This window comes from Ruminococcus bicirculans (ex Wegman et al. 2014) (genome assembly GCF_000723465.1).
Classification (GTDB): Bacteria; Bacillota; Clostridia; order Oscillospirales; family Ruminococcaceae; genus Hominimerdicola; species Hominimerdicola aceti.
On sequence record NZ_HF545616.1, the window covers coordinates 218291 to 240489 of the forward strand.

The 22199-nt window shown below is 42.6% G+C and carries 25 protein-coding genes; 5 read left to right on the forward strand and 20 right to left on the reverse strand.

The features are described 5' to 3' along the window. Window positions 1-52 precede the first annotated feature (52 nt). The 3 genes from RBI_RS00915 to hypE are packed head-to-tail and all read left to right on the forward strand — an operon-like array spanning window position 53 to window position 2347. The gene (locus tag RBI_RS00915; RefSeq protein WP_022287101.1) at window positions 53-262 is read left to right on the forward strand and encodes a HypC/HybG/HupF family hydrogenase formation chaperone; all 210 of its coding nucleotides are present in this window, start codon (window positions 53-55) and stop codon (window positions 260-262) included. After that, window positions 259-1311, forward strand: a complete 1053-nt coding sequence (gene hypD / locus RBI_RS00920) for a hydrogenase formation protein HypD (RefSeq protein WP_038670358.1) — start codon at window positions 259-261, stop codon at window positions 1309-1311. The genes RBI_RS00915 and hypD overlap by 4 nt, the downstream gene beginning before the upstream one ends. A gap of 28 nt (window positions 1312-1339) precedes the next feature. Beyond that, window positions 1340-2347 (forward strand): hydrogenase expression/formation protein HypE, encoded by a 1008-nt coding sequence (gene hypE, locus RBI_RS00925; protein ID WP_038670360.1) that lies wholly within the window; start codon window positions 1340-1342, stop codon window positions 2345-2347. Between the two features lie 234 nt (window positions 2348-2581). On the opposite strand, the gene hemL is transcribed toward hypE, so the two are convergent. The 10 genes from hemL to RBI_RS00975 form a co-directional block, all read right to left on the reverse strand. Next, a complete protein-coding gene (gene hemL, locus RBI_RS00930; RefSeq protein ID WP_038670362.1) occupies window positions 2582-3841 on the reverse strand; it encodes a glutamate-1-semialdehyde 2,1-aminomutase in 1260 nt (419 codons plus the stop codon). Continuing rightward, window positions 3841-4809, reverse strand: a complete 969-nt coding sequence (gene hemB / locus RBI_RS00935; RefSeq protein ID WP_038670364.1) for a porphobilinogen synthase — start codon at window positions 4807-4809, stop codon at window positions 3841-3843. Before hemB ends, hemL begins: the two co-directional genes overlap by 1 nt. Before the next feature lie 13 nt (window positions 4810-4822). Next, a complete protein-coding gene (gene cobA / locus RBI_RS00940; protein WP_038670366.1) occupies window positions 4823-6283 on the reverse strand; it encodes a uroporphyrinogen-III C-methyltransferase in 1461 nt (486 codons plus the stop codon). Then, window positions 6280-7140 carry a hydroxymethylbilane synthase gene (hemC, locus tag RBI_RS00945; RefSeq protein WP_038670368.1) on the reverse strand — a complete coding sequence of 287 codons (861 nt, stop codon included), beginning with the start codon at window positions 7138-7140 and terminating at the stop codon, window positions 6280-6282. Before hemC ends, cobA begins: the two co-directional genes overlap by 4 nt. After that, window positions 7137-7757 carry a precorrin-2 dehydrogenase/sirohydrochlorin ferrochelatase family protein gene (locus RBI_RS00950; protein WP_038670369.1) on the reverse strand — a complete coding sequence of 207 codons (621 nt, stop codon included), beginning with the start codon at window positions 7755-7757 and terminating at the stop codon, window positions 7137-7139. The genes hemC and RBI_RS00950 overlap by 4 nt, the downstream gene beginning before the upstream one ends. 2 nt (window positions 7758-7759) lie before the next feature. Continuing rightward, window positions 7760-8872 carry a glutamyl-tRNA reductase gene (gene hemA, locus RBI_RS00955; RefSeq protein WP_038670371.1) on the reverse strand — a complete coding sequence of 371 codons (1113 nt, stop codon included), beginning with the start codon at window positions 8870-8872 and terminating at the stop codon, window positions 7760-7762. After that, window positions 8869-9420 carry a DUF3877 family protein gene (locus tag RBI_RS00960; RefSeq protein ID WP_038670373.1) on the reverse strand — a complete coding sequence of 184 codons (552 nt, stop codon included), beginning with the start codon at window positions 9418-9420 and terminating at the stop codon, window positions 8869-8871. The genes hemA and RBI_RS00960 overlap by 4 nt, the downstream gene beginning before the upstream one ends. Window positions 9421-9483: 63 nt before the next feature. Beyond that, window positions 9484-10404, reverse strand: coding sequence for a LysR family transcriptional regulator (locus RBI_RS00965; protein WP_022287091.1), 921 nt, complete (start codon window positions 10402-10404; stop codon window positions 9484-9486). 131 nt (window positions 10405-10535) lie between these two features. Further along, window positions 10536-11105: a restriction endonuclease subunit S gene (locus RBI_RS00970; RefSeq protein WP_038670375.1), complete on the reverse strand. Its 570-nt coding sequence runs from the start codon at window positions 11103-11105 to the stop codon at window positions 10536-10538. A 5-nt stretch (window positions 11106-11110) separates the two neighbouring features. Continuing rightward, complete coding sequence (locus RBI_RS00975) at window positions 11111-12175, reverse strand: helix-turn-helix transcriptional regulator (RefSeq protein WP_038670378.1); 1065 nt, start codon at window positions 12173-12175, stop codon at window positions 11111-11113. 370 nt (window positions 12176-12545) lie between these two features. Between RBI_RS00975 and RBI_RS13840 the strand changes: the two genes are divergently transcribed. After that, window positions 12546-14561 (forward strand): AAA family ATPase, encoded by a 2016-nt coding sequence (locus RBI_RS13840; protein ID WP_051706231.1) that lies wholly within the window; start codon window positions 12546-12548, stop codon window positions 14559-14561. Window positions 14562-14775: 214 nt separating this feature from the next. Here the strand turns inward: RBI_RS13840 and RBI_RS00985 are convergent, their stop codons facing one another. Continuing rightward, window positions 14776-15138: a hypothetical protein gene (locus RBI_RS00985; protein WP_038670379.1), complete on the reverse strand. Its 363-nt coding sequence runs from the start codon at window positions 15136-15138 to the stop codon at window positions 14776-14778. Between the two features lie 92 nt (window positions 15139-15230). Between RBI_RS00985 and RBI_RS00990 the strand changes: the two genes are divergently transcribed. Continuing rightward, entirely contained in the window at window positions 15231-15686 is a 456-nt protein-coding gene (locus RBI_RS00990) for a hypothetical protein (protein WP_038670381.1), read from the forward strand. A gap of 200 nt (window positions 15687-15886) precedes the next feature. On the opposite strand, the gene RBI_RS00995 is transcribed toward RBI_RS00990, so the two are convergent. From RBI_RS00995 to RBI_RS01035, 9 genes are all read right to left on the reverse strand, one after another. Beyond that, on the reverse strand, window positions 15887-16420 hold the full coding sequence (locus RBI_RS00995) for a hypothetical protein (protein ID WP_038670384.1): 534 nt from the start codon (window positions 16418-16420) through the stop codon (window positions 15887-15889). Between the two features lie 428 nt (window positions 16421-16848). Then, complete coding sequence (locus RBI_RS01000) at window positions 16849-17259, reverse strand: hypothetical protein (RefSeq protein WP_038670386.1); 411 nt, start codon at window positions 17257-17259, stop codon at window positions 16849-16851. 65 nt (window positions 17260-17324) lie between these two features. Continuing rightward, window positions 17325-17843, reverse strand: a complete 519-nt coding sequence (locus RBI_RS01005; protein ID WP_038670388.1) for a pentapeptide repeat-containing protein — start codon at window positions 17841-17843, stop codon at window positions 17325-17327. 461 nt (window positions 17844-18304) lie between these two features. Then, window positions 18305-18640 (reverse strand): hypothetical protein, encoded by a 336-nt coding sequence (locus RBI_RS01010; RefSeq protein WP_038670390.1) that lies wholly within the window; start codon window positions 18638-18640, stop codon window positions 18305-18307. Between the two features lie 12 nt (window positions 18641-18652). Next, window positions 18653-19051, reverse strand: coding sequence for a hypothetical protein (locus RBI_RS01015; protein WP_038670392.1), 399 nt, complete (start codon window positions 19049-19051; stop codon window positions 18653-18655). 6 nt (window positions 19052-19057) lie between these two features. Beyond that, the gene (locus RBI_RS01020) at window positions 19058-19324 is read right to left on the reverse strand and encodes a DUF4314 domain-containing protein (protein ID WP_038670394.1); all 267 of its coding nucleotides are present in this window, start codon (window positions 19322-19324) and stop codon (window positions 19058-19060) included. A gap of 904 nt (window positions 19325-20228) precedes the next feature. Beyond that, the gene (locus RBI_RS01025) at window positions 20229-21128 is read right to left on the reverse strand and encodes an Abi family protein (protein WP_038670396.1); all 900 of its coding nucleotides are present in this window, start codon (window positions 21126-21128) and stop codon (window positions 20229-20231) included. A gap of 391 nt (window positions 21129-21519) precedes the next feature. Continuing rightward, on the reverse strand, window positions 21520-21705 hold the full coding sequence (locus tag RBI_RS01030) for a hypothetical protein (RefSeq protein ID WP_038670398.1): 186 nt from the start codon (window positions 21703-21705) through the stop codon (window positions 21520-21522). A gap of 134 nt (window positions 21706-21839) precedes the next feature. Beyond that, the gene (locus tag RBI_RS01035) at window positions 21840-22025 is read right to left on the reverse strand and encodes a hypothetical protein (protein ID WP_038670400.1); all 186 of its coding nucleotides are present in this window, start codon (window positions 22023-22025) and stop codon (window positions 21840-21842) included. Window positions 22026-22199 lie beyond the last annotated feature (174 nt).

Sequence of the window (22199 nt, forward strand, 5' to 3'; positions counted from 1 at the left end):
TATCTCATTTCTGATTTTGTTATATAGATTAAATTTTTTTGGAGGTATTGATATGTGTGTAGGTTTATCTGCAAAGGTTGTAAGTGTAAACGAGGGCACTGCTGTTATTGACGCAAGCGGTGCAAAAAGAGAGGTATCTGCTGACCTTATCGACGATCTCGAAGTAGGGGATTATGTCATGGTACACGCAGGGGTGGCTATCGCAAAGATAACCTCTGACGATAGCGAAGAAACTGACGAGATAATGGAGAGTATCCAATGAACACTATAGAAAATGCAAAGGAGATAATAAGCTCCTACAAACGTGAGGACGGCAAAAAGCTTCGCATAATGGAGGTCTGCGGCACTCACACCCACGAGATTTTCAGGCTTGGCATAAGAAAGCTCCTTCCTGAGAGCGTTGAGCTTATCTCAGGTCCTGGCTGTCCTGTGTGCGTTACTCCCATTGGCTTCATCGACGAGGCTTGTATGCTCGCTCTTGAAAAAGGTGCGGAGATATGCACTTTCGGTGACCTTATAAGAGTACCCGGTACAGAAATGAGCCTTGCAGGAGCAAGGTCAAAGGGTGCTGTAATAAAGACAGTCTATTCGCCCCTTGACGCAGTTTCATATGCCGAAAGCCATAGAGATGAGCAGGTGGTATTTCTCGCCGTTGGCTTTGAGACCACCACCCCATCAGCCTGCCTTGCAGTAGAAAAAGCGAAAAAGCTGGGGCTTGAAAACTTCTCTATTCTTGGTGCAAACAAGACCATGCCAAATGCTTATAAGGCTTTGGAGGGAAGTGCAGACGCATTTTTGTACCCTGGCCATGTCAACGCTATCACAGGCACAGCCGTGTGCGAGGAGCTTGTGAAAAAGGGCGTTTCAGGCGTTGTTACGGGCTTCACGGCCGCTGAACTTCTTACGGCTCTTGCTGTTACCATAGAGCTTTCTCAGCGTGGCGAGCCGTTTTTCAGAAACTGCTATCCTAGAGTAGTAAAGCCCGAGGGCAACCCAGCCGCCATAAAGCTTATGGAAAAGGTCATGACCCCCTGCGACAGCGAGTGGCGTGGACTTGGTATTATCCCAATGTCAGGCATGATACTCCGTGACGAGTATGCTGACTTTGACGCACGAAAGAAATTCGCTCTGCCGAAAATAACAGGCAAGCCAAACCCAGCCTGCCGCTGCGGAGATGTTTTGCAGGGCAAGTGCAAGCCCTCGGATTGTAAAGTTTTCGGCAAGGTCTGTACACCGCTGCACCCTATAGGTGCGTGCATGGTGTCAAACGAGGGCGCTTGCTCAGCATATTATCAGTATGGCAATTTGTAAAATAAACTATCCGAAAAGAGGAATAATTATGACAGATAAATTTGTTACCCTTGCCCACGGCGCAGGAGGAAAGCAGACTTCCGAGCTTATCGACCGTGTTTTTAAGGAGCATTTCGCTAACCCTGACCTGACCGCCGACGATGCCGCCGTGCTTTCCATGGAAAAGGGCAAGATAGCATTCACCACAGACGGCTTTATAGTTTCTCCATACGAATTCGCAGGGGGAAATATCGGCAAGCTAAGTATTTGCGGCACTGTGAACGACCTTTCCTGCATGGGCGCAAAGCCTTTGTATCTCTCATGTGCTTTCGTTATCGAGGAGGGCTTTCCAATGGATAAGCTTGAGGAGATAGCCGCCGCCATGGCAAAGACCGCCAAGGAAGCAGGTGTCGAGATATGTGCAGGTGATACCAAGGTGGCAGGAAAAGGTCAGGTAGACGGCGTTTTCATTACCACTACGGGCATAGGCAGGATAATGGACAACGCCAACACCTCAGGCAAGCTTGCCAAAGCAGGCGACGCCGTTATAGTGTCAGGTGATATCGGCAGACACGGCTGTACCATACTTTTAGCTCGTGACGAGTTCGGCATAGAGGCAGACGTAACAAGCGATTGTGCACCCCTCTGGGCAAACGTAAAAGCAATGTTCGACGTTACAAACGATATCCACGTTATCCGTGACGCAACAAGAGGCGGTGTAGGCACTGTTCTTTACGAGATAGCAGGTCAAAGCGGTGTGGGAATAACCCTTGACGCTGAGAAAATACCGGTGGCAGACGAGGTGAAAGGCGTGTGCGGTATGCTGGGCTTAGAACCATTGTATCTCGCCTGCGAGGGCAGACTTGTTATATTCGCACCAAAGGACAAAGCGGAGGATATCGTTTCTGCTCTTAGAAAGTGCAAAAACTCAGAGAACGCCGCTGTCATAGGCGAGGTCACAGAGGATAACGCAGGCAGAGTTGTAATGAAAACAGAGATAGGCTCACAGACCCTTCTTCCACAGCCGGGCGGAGAGCTTCTCCCTAGAATTTGCTGATATAAAAAATATTCTGCATAACACGTTGGCACATTGTAGGGGCGAACAGCGTTCGCCCGCCTGATTTTCTCGCAAACTTATGTTGAAAGCCGCATTTGGGAATATTGAGCCAAAAATTGCGTGGATATCATGAGTTTGTCAGGCAAACAAAACGGGCGAACACTGTTCGCCCCTACATATATGGAATATAAAAAACGGAACTGTTCAGCTTGATTTGAACAGCTCCGTTTTTTGTTATCTGTAAGACTCTATCGCCTCAATAGTCTTTGCTATATCCTCGTCACTGTGAGCATAGGAAACGAACATCGCCTCGAATTGCGACGGTGCAGTGTAAATGCCGCTTTGAAGCATATGACGGTAGTATCTGCCGTAGCTTTCCGTGTCGCAAGCCCTTGCCTCATCATAGCTTTTCACTCTCTCGTCATTGAAAAATACCGTCATAAGCGAACCACAGCGATTCACGTTCAGACCCTTTTCTCTTATGGCATTCTCTATCATAGCCGACTTTTTGTCAAGCTCCTCATAGAAGTTTGGTATGCTTTCTATCTGCCTGATAGTTTCTATTCCTGCCGCTACTGCGCATGGGTTTCCAGACAGCGTGCCTGCCTGATAAACAGAGCCTAGTGGTGCAACGCACTGCATTATCTCAAGCTTTCCCCCATAGCAGGCAAGGGGCATTCCTCCGCCCACTATCTTGCCAAGGGTAGTCATGTCAGGGGTAACTCCGAAATATTTTGAAGCTCCCCCATCTGAAAGCCTGAAGCCCGTTATAACTTCGTCAAATATAAGCACAGTGCCGTGCTTTTTCGTTATCTCTCTTAGAAATTCAAGAAAGCCATTTTCAGGCGGAACAACGCCCATGTTTGCGGCGCATGGTTCAACGATAAGTGCGGCTATCTCGCTGCCGTATTCCTCAAAAAGCTTTTCTACCGACGCCGTGTCATTGTATTTCGCAAGAAGCGTGTCCTTTGTGCAGCCCTCTGTCACTCCTGCACCCGATGGGATAGACTGCGTCATAAGTCCAGAGCCTGCCTTTACAAGCAATCCGTCCGAGTGACCATGATAACAGCCCTCGAATTTTATTATCTTGTCCCTGCCAGTATATCCTCTTGCGGCTCTTATTGCGCTCATGACAGCTTCCGTGCCTGAGTTTACGAGCCTGAGCATTTCCATAGACGGAAAGTGCTTTTTAATAAGCTCCGCCAAGGTTATCTCGCCCTTGTGGCAAGCACCGAAGGTAAGCCCCTTGTCGCAGGCGGCTTTCACAGCATTTATCACAGGCTCACAGCAGTGACCAAGAATGTTCGGCCCCCATGAGCATACATAGTCGATGAACTCGTTTCCGTCCTCGTCCCATATCCTTGACCCTTTCGCATGGTCGATAAAAAGCGGAACAGTGCCAACCGCCTTGCAGGCTCTAACAGGGCTGTTCACTCCACCGGGCATAAAACCGCAGGCAGTTTTGTAAAGCTGTTCAGACCTTGAAGTGTTCATTACTTGTCCTCCTTTATCCATTTTGCGGCGTCAAGAGCATGGTATGTTATGATAATGTCCGCACCTGCTCGCTTTATAGCAGTGAGATTTTCAAGAACGATACGCTTCTCGTCTATCCAGCCAAGCTGTGCCGCCGCTTTTACCATAGAGAACTCACCGCTTACGTTGTATGCCGCAATCGGCAGATCATATCTGTCCCTGGCGGCTCTGAGGATATCAAGATAACAAAGCGCAGGCTTCACCATTACCATGTCAGCCCCCTCCTCGATATCGTCCTCTATCTCACGGAGAGCCTCACGTCCGTTGCAAGGATCCATCTGATATGACTTTCTGTCGCCAAAGCATGGTGCAGATTCTGCGGCGTCACGAAACGGAGAATAATATCCCGAAGCAAATTTTGCACTGTATGACATTATAGGGATATCAGTAAGAGCATTCTCGTCAAGCGCCGCCCTTATTGCCGCAACTCTGCCGTCCATCATGTCGGAGGGTGCGATAATGTCAGCGCCGGCCTTTGCAAGGCTCACCGCCATTTTGCACAGAAGCGGCAAAGTGCTGTCATTGAGTATCTTGTCGCCCTTTACAACTCCGCAGTGTCCATGGCTGGTATATTCGCAAAGACAAACGTCTGCAATAATAAGCAGGTCAGGATAATGCTCTTTGATGTATCTTATTGCCTGTTGTGTAACGCCCTTGTCATTGTAAGCCTCCGTTGCAAGCTCGTCCTTTTTCTCTGGTATGCCGAAAATAAGCAAGCCCGATATCCCACTGTCTGCTATCTGCGGCAATATCTGCTCCAGATTGTCGATAGAATACTGATAAACTGTTGGCATAGAGTCAACAGGCTTCATGATGTCATTGCCCTCTGCCACAAAAATCGGGTAGATAAAGTCTGCCGCATTTAATCTTGTTTCGCAAACCATTCTTCTCATTGCTGGGTTTGCCCTTAATCTTCTGAATCTTCGCATTTTTATCTTCCTCTCACTTATCTGAAAGTATCTTTTGTATTATTCCCTCTGCCGTGCTTTCCGTTGGAAGCAGAGGACCATTTATACCGTATTTTTTTAGCTCTGCCGCCGTCACTTCGCCTATGGAGATACACTTTGTATTCTCTGATAAGCTTCCTCCGCCACTGAAAAAGCTCCTCACTCCGCCTGCACTGGCAAACACAGCGTAGTCATCATCTATCTTCTCGCCTGTGCTGTAAACAGGCTCGTAAATATGCACATCATCAAAGTTCAGCCATTTTTCAGACAATGGCTTAACAAGCTCCGCTGACCCCTCCGAGGAGCGTACTATAAGAAGCCTGTCCTCAGGGGTAAGAGTGTCCGAGAGCATATTTCCAAGAGCCACGCTGTTGAATTTTTCAGGCATTATGTCTGCATAAAGCCCAGCCTTTTCAAGCTTCGCCCCAGTGCCTTTGCCTATGACAGCTATCTTCACTCCGCTTAGCTTTCTTATGTCAATACGGCTTTCTCTGAGCCTTTTCAAAAATATCTCCGCACCATTTGGACTTGTAAGAGCAACATGGCTGTAAAAGCCCTCTGAAAGCCGTGAGAAAGCTTTTTCCGTGACCTCATCGTTCAGCTCCCTAAGCTCAAATCCGCCACAGCGGTGAGCATACGCCCCAAGGGCATTGAGCGACTTTATAAGCCGCCTTGAAAGCCCCTTTGTGGCAGTGACAGCCACAGAAACTCCATACAATGGAGGCAGGTAGGTAGGCGAAAGATCAAGCCCAGCGGTTTCTCCAACTATTATCACCGCAGGCGCAGGCAGATCCTCTCTCTTCACCTTTTCAGCAATGTCGTCAAGACAGCCCTTTACAGCCCTCTGCTCGGGGGTAGCACCCTTTGATATCACCGCCGCAGGAGTATTTTCGCCCATACCGTTTTCAATGAGCCTGCCTGCTATCTCAGGGAGATTTCTAAGCCCCATAAGAAAAATAAGCGTTCCACCGCATTTTGCATAGCTTTCAAAATGCTCAGGGAGCAGGTCGTTCGCAGTGTGACCTGTTATAACATGAAAGCTTCTTGAAAGTCCCCTGTGGCTCACCGGTATACCTGCAAGCTCAGGCACTGCCACCGAGGAAGTCACCCCCGGTATAAGGCTGTGTGGTATGCCTGCGGCTTTGAGTGCAGTTATCTCCTCGCCCCCTCTGCCGAACACAAAAGGGTCGCCGCCTTTTAGCCTGAGAACAACACCGCCCTCTGCGGCTTTTTCCACAAGAAGCGTGTTTATCTCCTCCTGCGTGGAGCTGTGTCTGCCTGCACGCTTTCCAACGCATATTTTCTCCGCACCGTCCTTGCAAAAGTCAAGCAAACGGCTGTCTATAAGGCTGTCATATATCACCACGTCACAGCTTTTCAGAGCCTCATAACCTCTCATTGTGATAAGGTCATAATCTCCACAGCCTGCTCCTGCTATTATAACTCTGCCGCTCATAGCTTATCAGTCAGCTCCTTAACAAGTTCAAATCTTTTTTCTATCTCTTTTTCGCCCTGAGCAAAATGCCCCTTGCCGTCTGAAACAGTGAGAGATATCTTTTCCCCATTTATCTCGCTGTATGCCCCCACAGGCACAGTGCAGTCCGCACCCAGAAGTCTTATCACCTCACGCTCGGTTTCAAACCTGAGCATAGTTTCCTTGTGTGATACCTGCGAAATTATCTCAGCCGCCTTGCTCTCCTTTGCACATTCCACTGCAATTATAGCCTGACAAGGCGCAGGCAAAAGCTCCCAAGGCTCAAACTCTTTTACCTCGTATTCCGAAAGGGAAAGTCCCAAACGCTCCGTTCCTGCCGCACAAAGTATTATGCCGTCATAAAGCCCATCAGAAAGTTTTTTAAGGCGTGTACCAACATTGCCTCTTATATCAGAAAACTTTGCGTTAGGATAAAGCCTTGCAAAGCCCCCACGTCTGCGCTGACTTCCTGTGCCAACAGTGAAAACATCACAATCGTTAAATACAACGCCTTTTTTGGTCACAAGCATATCACGATAGTTCCCACGAGGGCAAACTCCCGATATCTCCAGCCCCTCGCCCAGCGTAACAGGCAAGTCCTTTGCACTGTGTACAGCAAAGTCTATTTCTCCGCTTTGCAAAGCCTGTTCTATCTCCGTGACGAACACACCCTTGCCGCCTATCTTGTCAAGAGGTCTGTCAAGCTGTCTGTCGCCCTTTGTGGTGAAGGTGACTATCTCGGTATCACACTCAGGAAATGCCGCCTTTATCATGTCAAGTACCATATAAGTCTGCGCCATTGCAAGTGGACTTTTTCTTGTGCCTGCTCTCAGTTTCATTTTCGCTCCTTTATCATCTCTATAAGCTGTTCCTCTGTTGGAAGCACGTCACTTTCAAGGCATATTTTCAATGCCTCTGCCATAGCCTTTTTCCTAGCCTGCTCCGTGGATATATTTTCAAGGGCATAGTCACGGACTTTTCCCATGACATTGCATATATCCCCAAGCCTGCCCTCTGTCTGCGATTGGATCGTCTTTCTCAGGTGAGAAGCAAGGGTAGGGCTTTTTCCGCCTGTTGAAATGCCAATGCACACGTCCCCCTCTGTAACAATGGCAGGGAAGAAGAACGTACAGCTCTCAGGGTCATCAACTGCGTTGCATGGAATGTGCCTTTGCCTGCAAAGCTGAGAAATGTGCCTGTTTACGCCTCTGTCCCCTGTGGCAGTTATCACAAATGTACTGCCGTCTATGTCGCTGTCCTTAAAAGCACGCTCAAAAAGTGTTATCATGCCCCGGTCTGCAAGTTCTCTTATCTCACCGCAAGCTTTTAATGCCACCACCTTTATTATAGGCGAAAAGTCAAGAAGCTTTTCGAGCTTTCTCAAAGCTACCTGTCCGCCACCCACCACAAGGCATGGCATATTCTCAATATTCGCAAAAAAAGGAAAGTATGGCATCGTCATTCTCCGTATTCTTTTATTACTTCTATAACCTTGCCGAAAGTCTGTGAATCAAGCTCCGACTTTAGTCTGAAAAAAAGCTCTTTCGCCGAAACCTCACAAAGTCTTCTGTCAAGGCTCTCAAACTGCGGAAGAAAATCATGGAACATAAGCTGCTTTTCAAGCTCGTCAGTTTCCTCGTCAATGATAAGCTTTGACCTCTCCACGCTGTCAAGCTTTTTGAGATTGTTTTCTTTGGCAAGCTCCGTGAAAAAGTCCATGTCAATAAGCCTAGCCCCTGCAAGCTTTTCCACGGCAGGGTCAATATCTCTCGGTACTGCAAGGTCTATAAAAAGCTTGTTTTCATTATCACTGAGCATATCCGCCGTAACAGTGTAGTGGGGGCTTGAAGTCGCCGAAATTGTGCAGTCACATTCGCCAATGCGCTCATATCTCTTTTCGTATGGTATAAACTCAAGCTTTGGATCGTCTGAAATATATTCCAGTGCATTTCTGTGGGAACGTGCCGTCGCAAGCACAGTTACGTTCTTGTATGAAAGAAGATTTTTCAGGACCAGCGAACCTATCTCTCCGCTTGCTCCAAGGAGCATCACCCTGACATTATCTTTATAATGTGCCGCTTCCTTAGCCGCAAGAGTAGCCGTGGAAACGGAAGTCTTTGAAAGCTCCGTCTCCGTCTTTATTTTCTTCGCACAAGCGATAGCCCCTTGAAATATCATGTTCACCTCAGAGGAAAGCCCAATGCGTTCCCTTGAAAGATCATATGCACGGCGAACCTGTCCAAGTATCTCGTCCTCACCTATGACCGCTGATTCTATACCGCATGATACGCTGTAAAGCCTTTTTACTGCCGTCTTGTCTGTGAATATCATGACCTTGCGTTTGAGCTTTGCGATCTCCACTCCGCTTTGTTCACAAAGAAGCCTTATGCCCTCCTCAGGTGTTCCGCAAAAGTAAAGCTCCGTCCTGTTGCAGGTGCAAATAAGCACAGGTGAAAGGTCCTTTACGTCAAAAAGCAGCTTTTCACACTGAGCGCTGTCAAATGTGAAAAGGCTGCGAAAGGCTTGTCCGCAAAGCTTGTGATTTACGCTTATGCAGGTGAAATTTTTCATTTTTCTGTGTTATCTCCTGACTTTTCGGGATAAAGTGCGTCATAGTCAAGCTTGGTGAATCTGTGATATGTTATGCCGCCCAAGTCGTCCTGTAAACAGTATCGGCAGCCGTCAGGCTCTCCGTCTGGAAAGTATGCAAGCAGGTCAAATTCATCGTCAGGTGCAGCAGTTATAACAGCGTTCTTATTGTACTTTCTGAATATCTCAGCCGCTCTTTCAAGAGAACACCCCTCTTTTACCGCTCCGATAAACTCCACAAGAAACGGGCTTGCCTCCACCTTTTCGTGGATAGCCCTCACGCTCTCCTCTGATACCGTAACAGCTATCCTGCCGTCCTGAGCAAGCGAAGCCTTGCATGAAAGTATCTCGCTTTTGTATTCGTCTATGGCTTTTATCATTTCCTCAGTCGTAAGCTCGCCCCCTGTTATGGCATTGAGTGAGTCAAGAGGATAAAAAAGCGTCACCGCATTAGGGGTAAACCCAAGCTTTATCTGCGACTCTTTTATAGTATCGGTTATATTCTGTTCAAGCTTTATAAGCTCTGTCATGAAAATTCTCCTTTGTACATAATTCCTATAGGCTTTGTATGCTTTTATAATATCACATATTTCTCATGTTGTCAACCTTGTTTCCTCGCCTATATATTTTTTCAGTGCATTGATATAAAATTCCGTCAGTGGATTAGAAAGTACCTTTTTGTGAGTAACTATGCCAATGCGCATGGACCCCTCCGCTTCAAGGGGAACAGCTACGATATCACTGCCGTTGAGCTTTTCGTCAATAACGCCGCTGCAAATGGTGTAGCCGTTAAGACCGATAAGAAGATTAAAAAGGGTCGCACGGTCACGGACGCGGATATTCTTTGGTCGTTTTATGGTGCTTAGTATCTCCTCCGAGTAGTAGAAAGAGTTGTATTCCCCCTGCTCAAAGGATAAATAAGGGTAGGGGAGCAGGTCGTCAAGGGTCACCGACTTTTTCTGCGCAAGGGGATTTGCAGAGCCTACAAAAACGTGTGGCTTTGCAGAAAATAGCTCCGTGAATTTAAGCTCTTTGGACTTTATCTCCTTTGAAAGCACAGGCTCGTTGAAATCGTTGAGATAGAGTATGCCAAGCTCGCTTTTCATTCTCGCCACGTCCTCGATTATCTCGTGGGTCTGCGTCTCACGAATGCTGAAATCATATTCATCTCCGCCAAACTCTTTTATAAGGTCAACAAAAGCGTTCACCGCAAAGGAGTAATGCTGAGTGGATATGCAAAACTGCCTTTTGCCGTGTTGCTTTCCGCAGTATTTTTCTTCAAGAAGGCTCGCCTGTTCAAGCACCTGCCTTGCATAGCCCAAAAAGACTTCACCCTCTTTTGATACCGTTATGCCCTTGTTTGTGCGTATGAATATAGTGATATTCATTTCCTTTTCAAGCTCACGGATAGCGTTAGTAAGACTAGGCTGAGAAATAAAAAGCGACTGTGCCGCCTCGCTGACAGTACCTTTCTCCGCCGTAGCCACCACATATTTAAGCTGCTGTAAGGTCATATCTCCACCCCTTTTCAGATATATCCTTATTATATAGCGTATTTATGAAATTTTCAAGTGGAAGAACGCTTCCAAACAATATAAAAGATCCGCACAGCGACACTCTTTTGTACGCAATGCGGATCAATTTTCTATCTCATCATCTCTATATCCTCATAAAGCCCCTCTATATCAGCTTTAAGCCGTCTTATCTCATGAAGACGATGTCGGTATTTTTCGCCGATCTCTCTCTGCTCCTCCATAGTCGGCAAAGGTATCTCACACTCTTTCAACCCCTTTGTGTGCAATATCCTTAGTACCTTTCCGCTGCGACAGCCGTCAAGCATAGCCTTTCCCTCTGCCGATGAAAGATAAGCCGCAATATAGTAAGGGTCAGCCTTCTCCTTGTCAAGTCCTATCCTTATCAGCGTGGGTGAAACAAGAAGCTTTCTGTCCCCCATATCGCCTGCACATATCACCTTGAAATTCTTGTCCGTGGTAGAAAGTATCACATCTCCGTCCTTTATGGCATATTTCTCAAAACGCTTGCTGTCATAAACTATCTCAATGCAGTTTTCCGCAATAACGCCGTCGTCAATGTCCACAAGCCTTAGATATTCGCATGGCTTAGTAAACTCATTGTCCGAAATATAGCTCTCCGCCATAAGTCCATGACTTATCTCCTTTATGATATCTCCGAAATTAACTGTATTTACATTCATTTTAGTCACCTCTCTTGATTTCCATACATCTCAGACAATGCCGAGATCTCTTCTTTTACAATATCCACAGCCCTCTTTGGCGAGGTCAGCTTCACAGCTTTTCTGTTAGCTATCGCCCAGCGTACAGCCGTCTGGATATTTGCCCTGAACGTCACGTCATAGATATCGTCATTATCTATGACCTTATTGCAGGTGAACTCATTCCCGAATGTATCAAGCACAAGACTTATGTCTTTCTTTTTTATGTTGATATGTACACGCTCCACAGTCCCGTCAAGCATATACCTGTTAAGATTTTTGTATTGCACAGGCTTTAGATCCCTCGGAACATTGCTAAGCGTCTTTACATCTCTCATAGAGCCGTCCTCTTCGCAGATACTCGCCTTTAGGATCTTGTCTATCCTGAAATGACGAAGATCATCGTAACGAACATCACTTGCAAGGAGATAGTAAAAGCCGTCTGCCATAACGATGCCATAAGGGCTGAGCATAACACGTTGAAGCTTTATACCGCTCTGTGGGTCGCTCTTAGTGAGGAGCTTGCCGTTCTTGTCATAATCGCTTATGGTAACATCAAGTTTCCTGTTGGTGTTCATAGCCTCTTTGATATTTTCTATCACCAAAAAAACGCTCTTGTTGCCATAGTGAAAGGTCTCTCTGAGATTGGCTTCCTTGCTCTTTGTGTTACCCGTAGATAAGATGTTTATCTTTTTTATCAGATCCCTCACATAGTCCGCAGGGAGCATTGGTGAGTATATGATGCTGTCTGCCAGAAACTCATATTCCTCCGCGGTGATGTCAGAGGCGTAGTAAATATCTGTGATGTATTTTTTATCGCTTTTATCATCATCATCATCGTTGTCATTGTCTGCGATGAAAACATTGCAGCTTTCATCGCCTATTATGCTCTTCAAATGCTGAGCCACCGTCTTGCGGTTAGGCTTTATGCCAAGCTTTTCCTCAAGATAACCGCAGATCTGCTGCTGAGTAAGGGGGTGCTTTTCATCACTGTGTTCTTTGAGTATCTCAATGATCTTGTGCGAAAGCATATCTGTTTTTGTATATGACATTTTTGCCCTCCTGTTCTGTGATATCTTTCTTTCAATATATCACTTTTGCTTTATTTTGTCAATTGTGTGCCGCTAAGTTTTTGTATCATAAAAGGATACACCACCTGCTTTAGCACCCTAACAGGCAGCCTGTGCCCGAAATCCGCTGTCAGCATATTTTCCTCGCCGCCATTTCTGCAGTGTATATCTTGCTCTTATCCATTGTATCAAGTCCTTTCTTTTTGTGTTGCTATTATCATACCACCTACCATGGGTAAAATTTCGGATATTAAAAGCTTCCGCTATGTCCACATTTTTGAACATTCCGGGTGCTATAATGCAGATACAGACGAAAAACAAGAATGAGAAAAGACCACGGAGGCGGATTTTTATGCGTTGTTACAGAGCAAGATGTATACTTGAAGAGTCTATTATCAGAAGAACAAGAGATAATGAAGAAGAGTACGATACATTCTTTGATGAGAAAAACCAGCTTATAAACGAGTTCAATGAAATGGCACGCACCATGTCCAACAGAAGCTGTGCCTTTATATCAAGCGCCGTAAAAGATCAGGCGACCATAGGGGTAATGATGACAGACATTGAAGCCGACGTAAAAGCCTATGTAAAGAACTTCTTTTCATTTATAAAGCTTGAGTGCGTGGATATAAGCTTCGAGGAAATAACAGTGGAAACGTTCAAAAGAATGATCCCCAACAGCTATCATGATAATTTCAAGTTCGATGAAGATCTGCTGAATGACTATGAACTGGACGACCTGTTCAGTAACTATAGAAGATCGTACATAAACGAAAATATCACAAAGTCCATTGATAAAAAAGACGCTCTCGCCGTAGCAAAAAAATATCTCTGCTCAGATACCTTTGAGCCTGAGCTTAAGAGAATATTCAGAAAGAACAGCGTCGGTGTAACAAAAGGCATACCGGTACATTATTTGGTCCAAAGCGATAATGCCCATAGGCTTGCCGATACCCTTGTAAGCTCCCTGTATTCAAATAACAGACTAGGCTGTGCAAGATATACCGTTCTCGACCTTTATAATTTATCAGCCCGAAGCTCAGATATCCGTGAACTGTTCCGTGTTTGCAGCGGCTCTACTATCATAATGAATTGTTGTGGTTTAAAGTGTACCAACAGCGATAATTGTACAGCCGATGAAACTATCCCCGATATTATATTTGACCTCATCAATGCCTACAAAAACGAGATACAGTTTATTTTTACCTTTTCAAATGACGGACCTTCTCTCCCTGACGCTGTGGAAGAAAAGCTCGGCGCTATCACATTCGTGAAGCTTGCGGACGATACTGTAGAAAACGAAGATGCACATAAATATCTCAGAAAGCTTTGCAGAGAAGAGAATACCTCCTGCGATAAAGACCTCCTTTCCCTGTGCGCAAAGGATACCCCATATAGAGCAAGCGAGCTTATGGGTATGTACGATACTTGGTATTCAAATGTCCTGAAAACAAAAATCTATCCCCAGTATTCAAACTTCAAAAAGCTCTATGACAGGGAAGAAGCCAAGGAGATAAAAGGCTCTGCCTACAGCGAGCTTCAGGAGCTTATCGGACTTGATTCCGCCAAGAGCGTTATCGAAAAGGCGATAACATATTCAAAGGCGCAGAAAATTTTTGCCGATAAGGGCATGAAAGAAAGCCGAACAGCCATGCATATGGTGTTCACAGGCAACCCCGGCACAGCAAAGACCACAGTTGCAAGGCTGTTTGCAAGAATACTCAAAGAAAATGGCGTGCTTTCTAAAGGCGACCTTATCGAGTGCGGACGTTCCGACCTTGTTGGAAAATATGTTGGCTGGACAGCCGTTCAGGTGAAGAATATGTTCAAGAAAGCTAAAGGCTCAGTGCTTTTTATCGACGAAGCCTATTCCCTTTGCGATGACCGCTCTGGCTCTTATGGCGACGAAGCCATAAACACTATCGTGCAGGAAATGGAGAACAACCGTGACGATATGGTAGTCATTTTCGCAGGCTATCCAAAGGAAATGAACGACTTCCTCGACCGCAACCCTGGCCTGAGATCAAGAATTGCGTTCCATGTCAATTTTGAGGACTATACCGCCGAGGATCTTCTTAGTATCGTCCATCTTATGGCTAAAAACAATGAACATAAGCTTGCCGACGACGTTGATGAAACACTCCTGCCTTTTCTTGAAAGGGTCTGCAAGAAGCCGAATTTCGGCAACGGCAGATTTGCAAGAAATCTTATAGAGGGAGCACTGTTCGGTCAGGCACTCAGGCTCACAAGACAGAATTTCAGTACCATGACAATGGACGATATCGTGACCCTAAAAGCCCGTGACTTTGACCTCACCGAGGACGATACCCCCGAAGAAGAGCCAAAGCATATAGGCTTTAACAGATAAAGATATGAGTATAGACCAACAGACCGCTATATCCCTGACCTGAACACCGCCAAGTGCTTCAAACGGCATTATGATAACGAAAAGTTTCTTTCCAAAATAAGAAATAAGCTAGTCTATGAAATGTGGCTCTGCGGACATTTCCATTTAGATCGTACTGTGGGCAACGTGAGATTTCTCTATGACGATATCTATGAGATAAAATAAAGCGCAGGCACTATGGAGCATACGCTCTGTAGTGCCTGCTTCCGTCATTTTTGACCCTCACAAAATCAAGCTCATCAAGCCCGAACAGCCTTGTAAGCTCCGCCAACATCTCCTCACTGTTCAGCGTAGGATTAAGATATATCACAGCCTTGCCGCCCTTTATTTCCACCCTGCCCCGAGGATAATAATTGTACTCTTTCCCATGTGTTACGTTTTTCGGCAGTCCCTCCCAAGTCAGCCTGTGATTGAAATTATCCCCCGACTTTGAGTTAAGTCCACTGCCGTCACCAATAACATTTCCCGATTTGTCGCACTCTAACTTCTTTGTATATAATTCACCCTCGATAAGCCAGAATATTCCCTTGTATATCATATTATTCACCTCAATATGATAATACCGTTTCCTATGTCCGAAATTGCACACATAGGTTGTGATATTATAATATCAGTGAAAGGGGCGATACCATGGTAACATCAAAATCAGTTGAAAAGAACAACGAAGAATGGTACAACAAAACCGTGCAGATATTTGAACGCTCATACCGCACAGACGCAAGCTTTGTGATATCTCACATAAAGTCTGCTCAGAAAAAGTTCACCTGCCAAGGCTATCTTATCACAGCCGCAAAAGGGAAGCCCCTCAAAGTCTTTTCGGGCGAGAGTGAAGCCGTAGAAAAGCAGTTGCAAAACAGCAAGATACCATATTCACAGCTTATCACAGTACAAAATAACAGGTCCTTGCAAACTGCCTATATCGCCTATACCAAGGATAAACAAAAGCTCACAGAAGCCCTGAACAACAGCGGCTTCACCGCCATAGAAGATGTGGACAGCTTTATGTCAGATTGTGACAAAGTAATGATAAGAGTTGCCGAAAACATCTCACAACGGCATTTGTTCGACTGCATAGGACTATGGTAGGGAGGTGACAACATCGTGACGATCTCCTGCGAGCGAAGCCCACCAAATACGGTGTGCTTGATTAAAAAAATCCCCCGCCCTTGACTTTCACTTTATGAGTACGGCTGTCTTTAGGAACATTATTAAGTTTGAGATATTGTCATCAATTTGTGCGAGTGTAAAGATAATCTTCCATATTTGATATAAGTAACAAACTTCTATTAAATCTCTATCGTCACTTCTTCATATCTACTACTATCTTCGGAACATTTAACTCTAATAGTCAGCTCTTGTTCATCTTCTAGGACTTCATAATAGTGTTTTTCAATCGGATCATAGTCACTTTGCAAAGCCAATGGCTCATCAACTTTTTTCATTACTGCTCCGTTCCTGCAAATACATATATCACACCTGTTTCCGAACATTGTTCTGTTCACACGGGCAATTACTGATATATCATCAGATGAATATATGATATGATTTTTCCAGTCAGAAAACATATCTCTACCAACAAAACTGATTATTACCGCAATTATCAATAAGCCGAATATTTCGATCTTTGACAGGGCACCTTTTTGGTATTTTATTAGCTTTACGATCATCAATGCTATCACAAGGTACGACAGATAAGTGCATAAAAGCAATACGCTGATATGGTCGCTGAATAGCTCGTAATACCTGTTTACAAATAGCAACAATAGAATGAAAATCAGTAAAAATGTATTTATCTTAGTGAGCACATTATATTTTTTCATAAGAACGACCTCTTAGTAACTTATTTTACATAATAGCGCTAATTTTGTTATAATAATTGTATCCTTCTATATATGCGTTTGCTAAATAAGAATCTACTATACCATTAAAGTATGTAGTCATTAATTCATTTTCGGTCAGTTTATTAGGATATCTCGATCCCTGTTTCCAGGTCACAGTTGTTTCATAACACCCGTAATCTTTAAAGGAATGTGCTAGACCATAGTAATGTAAATTATACAAATCACCTTCCGAAGAATCATTACTCCACTTATAGCAATCAAATAAATAGAATCTTATCTTTATTGTTTTTGAACAAATATACCCTGTCACATTTTTCACATCTCCAAACATCATATTTCAAATCATTTGGTTCTGGCTGATATACGCGCATGCTTATGTGTTTACAACATAATCTCAAGTTAAACCCCTACGGATAATAAATACTGATTGCATCTATAGGTACTTTATATTCATCACAGTTATCTTCATCTTTTAATTCAAAGCATATACCCGATATATCTCGTAATTCATAAGTCGGCACAATATCATATTCACCGGTTTTGATGTCACCGATGTATTCTTTAACATCAGCCAAGGAAGAACCTATACCTATGGTATCATTAAATGTTCCTTTGAAATCCCCATATACTGTAATCTGCATAATAACATTATTAACCAGTAAGAACACCATATTCTTTGTTACAATTTTAATACAAGTTGGTAATACTATCTTCTTATACGCAATATTTTCTAATTGAATAGTTTTTATCAACTTATGATATGTCATTCCCAACTTATATTCGCCAACACTTTCCCCAGGTATAATTTGCAATTTCATGTAAGTTCTCCTTTTTATTTTTGCCGTACAGATTTTAGTCTGTACGGCAAAAATAATAGCAATAGCTAAATATTATAGTTAAGTAGATATTGAAGAGCTTTTTCATCCGATAATATTACGGGTGTTTCGATTGTTCCAAAATTAATGTTCTCAAAAAATGCGTTTTTTAATCCCTTACAGTTATTTATTGTAATATCGTGAAATAAACAATCCGAAAAATAACTATTCTCGAAATTAACATTTTCAAACATAACAGATTCAAATTTGCATTTTTCAAAATTGTTTCCACATATTAATGAATCAAAAAAGGAGATAGAACTAAGATTAATATCATTAAACTCATTTCTTATAAAATTAGTATGGCAAATACTGCAATTAGATAATGATGAATACCCAAATTTATTTTTACCAATACGAGCAGTTGAAAAAGTACAATAATCCAATTGGCTTTCGAAAATCATTGAATCATATAGTTCAAAATTGCTATGATTTACTTTAAAAAAATTACAATCTGCAACATAAATAGATTCGTAATGAGGTTCACTAAGATAAGAAAATGATTTATTTTCGTAATTCCTAAACATATAGCATCTCCATTAATAGTACCACAAGATATACTCAGAATATCCCATTTCTTCCAATGCAGCTTTAAGTTCAAACAAATGCTCATTTGTTAAACCAACAGTATCTATTATTACATAATAACCTTTCTTGATTTCTTTTGTAACATCCGCCGTTGCATTTTGTAATTTAAATGCGCCTTTTCTTGGAGCGGTTTGACCATTTGGATATGAGCGAAAGCTTTTTATATCATATTTTTTATTTGTTGATGTATCAATATAATCTGCACCACCGTTTGTTACTAAGTTTTGTTATAATACAACATATTTCCATCTCTTATCCAAACAACTGTTGAAATAGTTCTTGTATATTTAAAATGATTCTTACTGTCTGAGCCTTCGTGGTTTGGATCAATCTTACATTGCGGACAGCAATACCCGAAATTGATTATTGATATGCTCTATTTCATTGTACTGGGTGCTGGTTAAAATCTATTGCAAAACATATCTGTGATTTCCCCTGTATCCATATCTATTATCAAGTATCTTCCTAAAGTATCAACGACTGTCAACCCTTTGGTTATTGTGATGCCCACATACGGAAGCTGTTTTTGACCAATAAATTTGCTGTCAGGCTTTTTGATTTTCCACAACTTGTGAAGTTCATTATCAAAGCAATAAACTAAGTTATAGTCGTCGCCTGTGAAGTCCTCAAGTATAATCAGATACTCTGACATAACGATATAATCTATTATTTTTCTTTTCATAGTTACCGACTTATCGTTATATGTGAGAATGTTATTCATAATGGATACTTTCAAAAAAACATCTCCTTATATTTTTCTTTTATTGTAAAACCATTCAGCTTTCTCTTGACCCAAAAGGTTATACTGTTGCGCTCCCGAATCACCGTCAAACAATGCATTTGGAATATGCTGGCCTTTTGATTCGTTTATTTTAGTGTAAATATCTTGCCATGCTCTATACCATTCTTTTCCGTCAACAATCATATACTTACTGAAGTGTGTAGTCTCCACACTTACAGTTGAATTCTCCTCGTCAAGAATGGTATCCAGCTCAACAAAATTGTCATTTTCTTCATCATACCATAAAAACAGTAGGTTGTCAAACTCAGTATCACCAAGCTTAGACTTATCGATCACATAAGTAAGCGTAGCCTTATCGAACTTCGAAGTCGTTTCGATCTCAAAAGGCTCACCGATCAAACCCACTGACCGTCACATTGATATATTCATTTCTTCTTCCTCAGTTTGTTCCGATCCTTCTCTGATAACGTGAAAATCGTCCACGCCTGGGATAACTCCGAGCGTTCTCCCATTATCAAAGATACAATGCAGAGTGCCGGCGTCATCAACGTGATCGACCATGTCAAGAGTACCGGACTCAACAGGGAAAGGATCATCATTCATTCTGTCAAGGCAGATGCGAGTTCCTTCCGGATATCTCTGTCGCAGCCTTTCAACGTTTTCTTTATTGTAATACATTACACATTCCTCCTGTCAAATTTATTTTCTCATCTGTTAATACAGCCTCTGCTACATTAGGATCACCACCTCTCTTAAAAAACAAAAAAGCCGATCCTATTGGTTTCTCCGTTTTAAGAGATACCAACAAAATCGGCAGATCCAATAAATTTATATTGAAAACTTTGTGAAAGTTTTTTCATAAAAAATCGGCAGGCTTAGAGCAAAATATACTCAAAGTCTGCCGTTTTGTTTGACGATGTTTAATTGTTGAGGGTTCAGATCCTTTTTTAACGAAAAAGCATCCACGGTTTTACACCTGAAATTTTTGCCCTCAAAACGCAAAAAAAGCTCGTAAATACGAGCTTTTCGAGGTGTGCATCTATTTTATTGCACAAGTATGGTGCGGCAAACGGGACTTGAACACTCAAAAGTGCGTTTAGCGGCTTTTTGTAAATCCTCGCAAACGTCGGTAAATAGGGCTTTTGCGTGAATTATCGTTTAGCATTGTCAAGTCTGGTTTTGGGTGTTATTGCGGCTCATAACACCCAAATAACACCCAAAAGCGAGTACAAATAATTGTACATTAGTTGCTTTTAGTTGCAAATTGATAAAAATTAGTAGTATCAATAGACTTTGTACTTGCTCATTTTTGAGCTGGTTGCTATCGCTCATATTTGAGCTAAAGCCCACACGTTCAGTAAAACAAGCCCCTTAGAAGTGCAATCATCGCTAAATCTATCAGAAAGCCGTATAAGCCGTTGCAATTTCAAGAACATAACTTAACCACAAAACACGCAGAACGCCATACAGCACACGCTAGGGGCATTGTAGAGCGTTTTAACAGCATACATACAAAATAATAGCAGGCTTTGCACCTTTAAACTGTCGATAAAGTGTCGAGAGGGTGTAACGCCTGCTTGATTTATTCTCTTGATAATTGTTCTTCCCAATTATCGGGAAAGCCAATGCAGTTTATATCAATATAGCTGCTATATTCTTCTATAAGTGCGGCAAGCTCTGTAACAACGCCGTTCCAGCTTTCAGGTGACGGGTACAACACTTTCATAATGTATAAATATGGGTAAAGATAAATAAAATTGCGTCCACGAGCGTACGCCTTGTATTCTTCCTCGTAAGGCAAAGACGGAAACCATTTAAACCTTGAATAATAAATTCTTCCAAAGTGAGCACATTTATTTCTAAGTGTGGTAAGACACCGCAGACAGCTTTCAAGCTGAGAATATGTACATTCTGTTTGTGTTATGTACGAAATAGACCTTGCTATAACTTTTTTATCTGCTGTTTTCATTTGCGAGTAAAACTGTGATGTATTGCCCAAAGTAAATAATTCAACAGCTACCCACAACGGAAATTTGCCGTCATAATTGTCTATATGATGTTTCACGAAAGGTAATTCTTTGTTGCGTTTTACCTCAGTGTTGAAATTATCAATAAGCTTTTTGTGTTTTTCTATCATTTTATCGGCAACGTTGGAATGATCTAAATAACCTAAAGCACCATATTTGTTTGAATGATAGTAAGCTATCTGTGTTTTTACAAAAACCTCTATCTTTTGAATTATCCCATAAAGAAACGCACTTAGCTTTCTGTCAAATTCATATATCTTATAAACTTGCAAAAGCGTTGTGCCCTGCTTATAATTTCCGTCATTATCTCTAAACGGCAAAAAGTAAGCTGATAATTTATAATAATTGATTTTGTTAAGTATCATTATGGCTTGCTCATAGTCGGTTATTTCACAGCCGTGCTCTATAAGCTTATTTACCTGTCTGCAAAATAACTCAGGCTCTTTTGTATTCATACCATAATCACCACCTAAAAAAAAGCCCTCACTGGGACACATTGTTAAGAGGTGCGTGAGGTTCTGTTACTGTTATTATACTCAAAATTGAGTAAAAATGCCATTCGCAATATGCACAAACTTTGCTTTTCTTTTTGTTCAATATTATGCAGTATCATTTAATGAGCATTAGTAATGTGGAGTATAATAACGCCTGCTGTTTTGTTATTCGGTGCCCTCCTCACAACTGCTTGAATAATAACCGCAAAGAGTACATTGAATTCCGTTACATAATTCAAAACCTTTGTAGTATTCACAATTCTTACAAGTGACTTGACTAATCACGCTGTCATTATCCGGACACATATCTCTGTCGTATGAAAGCTTTATTATCTTATCCATTTTTACAGCTTCACTCCCTTTCTTCTATTTTCTCCAACACAAAATCCTTGAGTAGAGCATTAGCGGTTTTGCCATTGTCCGCAGCATATTTCTTAAACTTTTCTGCTTGTTCTCTCTTGACCTTGCAGCCTAATGTTATCATATTTTCTTTGTCCCATTGTCTGTTGGCTTTCTTTTGAGCTTCTGATACTGACATTGTAACACCCTCTTTTTATTCTGTTTCATCTCTGCTCATAGTTTCGTGAATAGCCCTGTTAATAAAGCCTTTAAGACTTTCACCCTTGCTTTCTGCGTGGGCTTTTGTCACAGCCTTTGTCATATATATCACCCCTATTTTTTGTACTTTGCTATATCGTCCTCAATAAGCTCATTGATCAAGCCGTTAAGGCTCAACCCCTTTTTCTCAGCGTGAACTCTGTATTCTTCTTTCTTGCCTTTTGGAAAGGTTGCTGTAAATCGGTCATATTTTTCAGCCACATACTTGTTTTGTCTAATGATTTGTTTTTGCTTATCCATACATTCCACCCCCCAAGTATATTATACATCTATAAACTGTATTACGCAATATGCAGTTTGTACAAAGATATTACGTAATATTTGTGTATGTTTGTTGTTCAAAAGCATTGACGTATTGCGTAATACGTGTTATAATAATATCAACGAAGAACGAAAGGGGGCGGTTAAATTGGA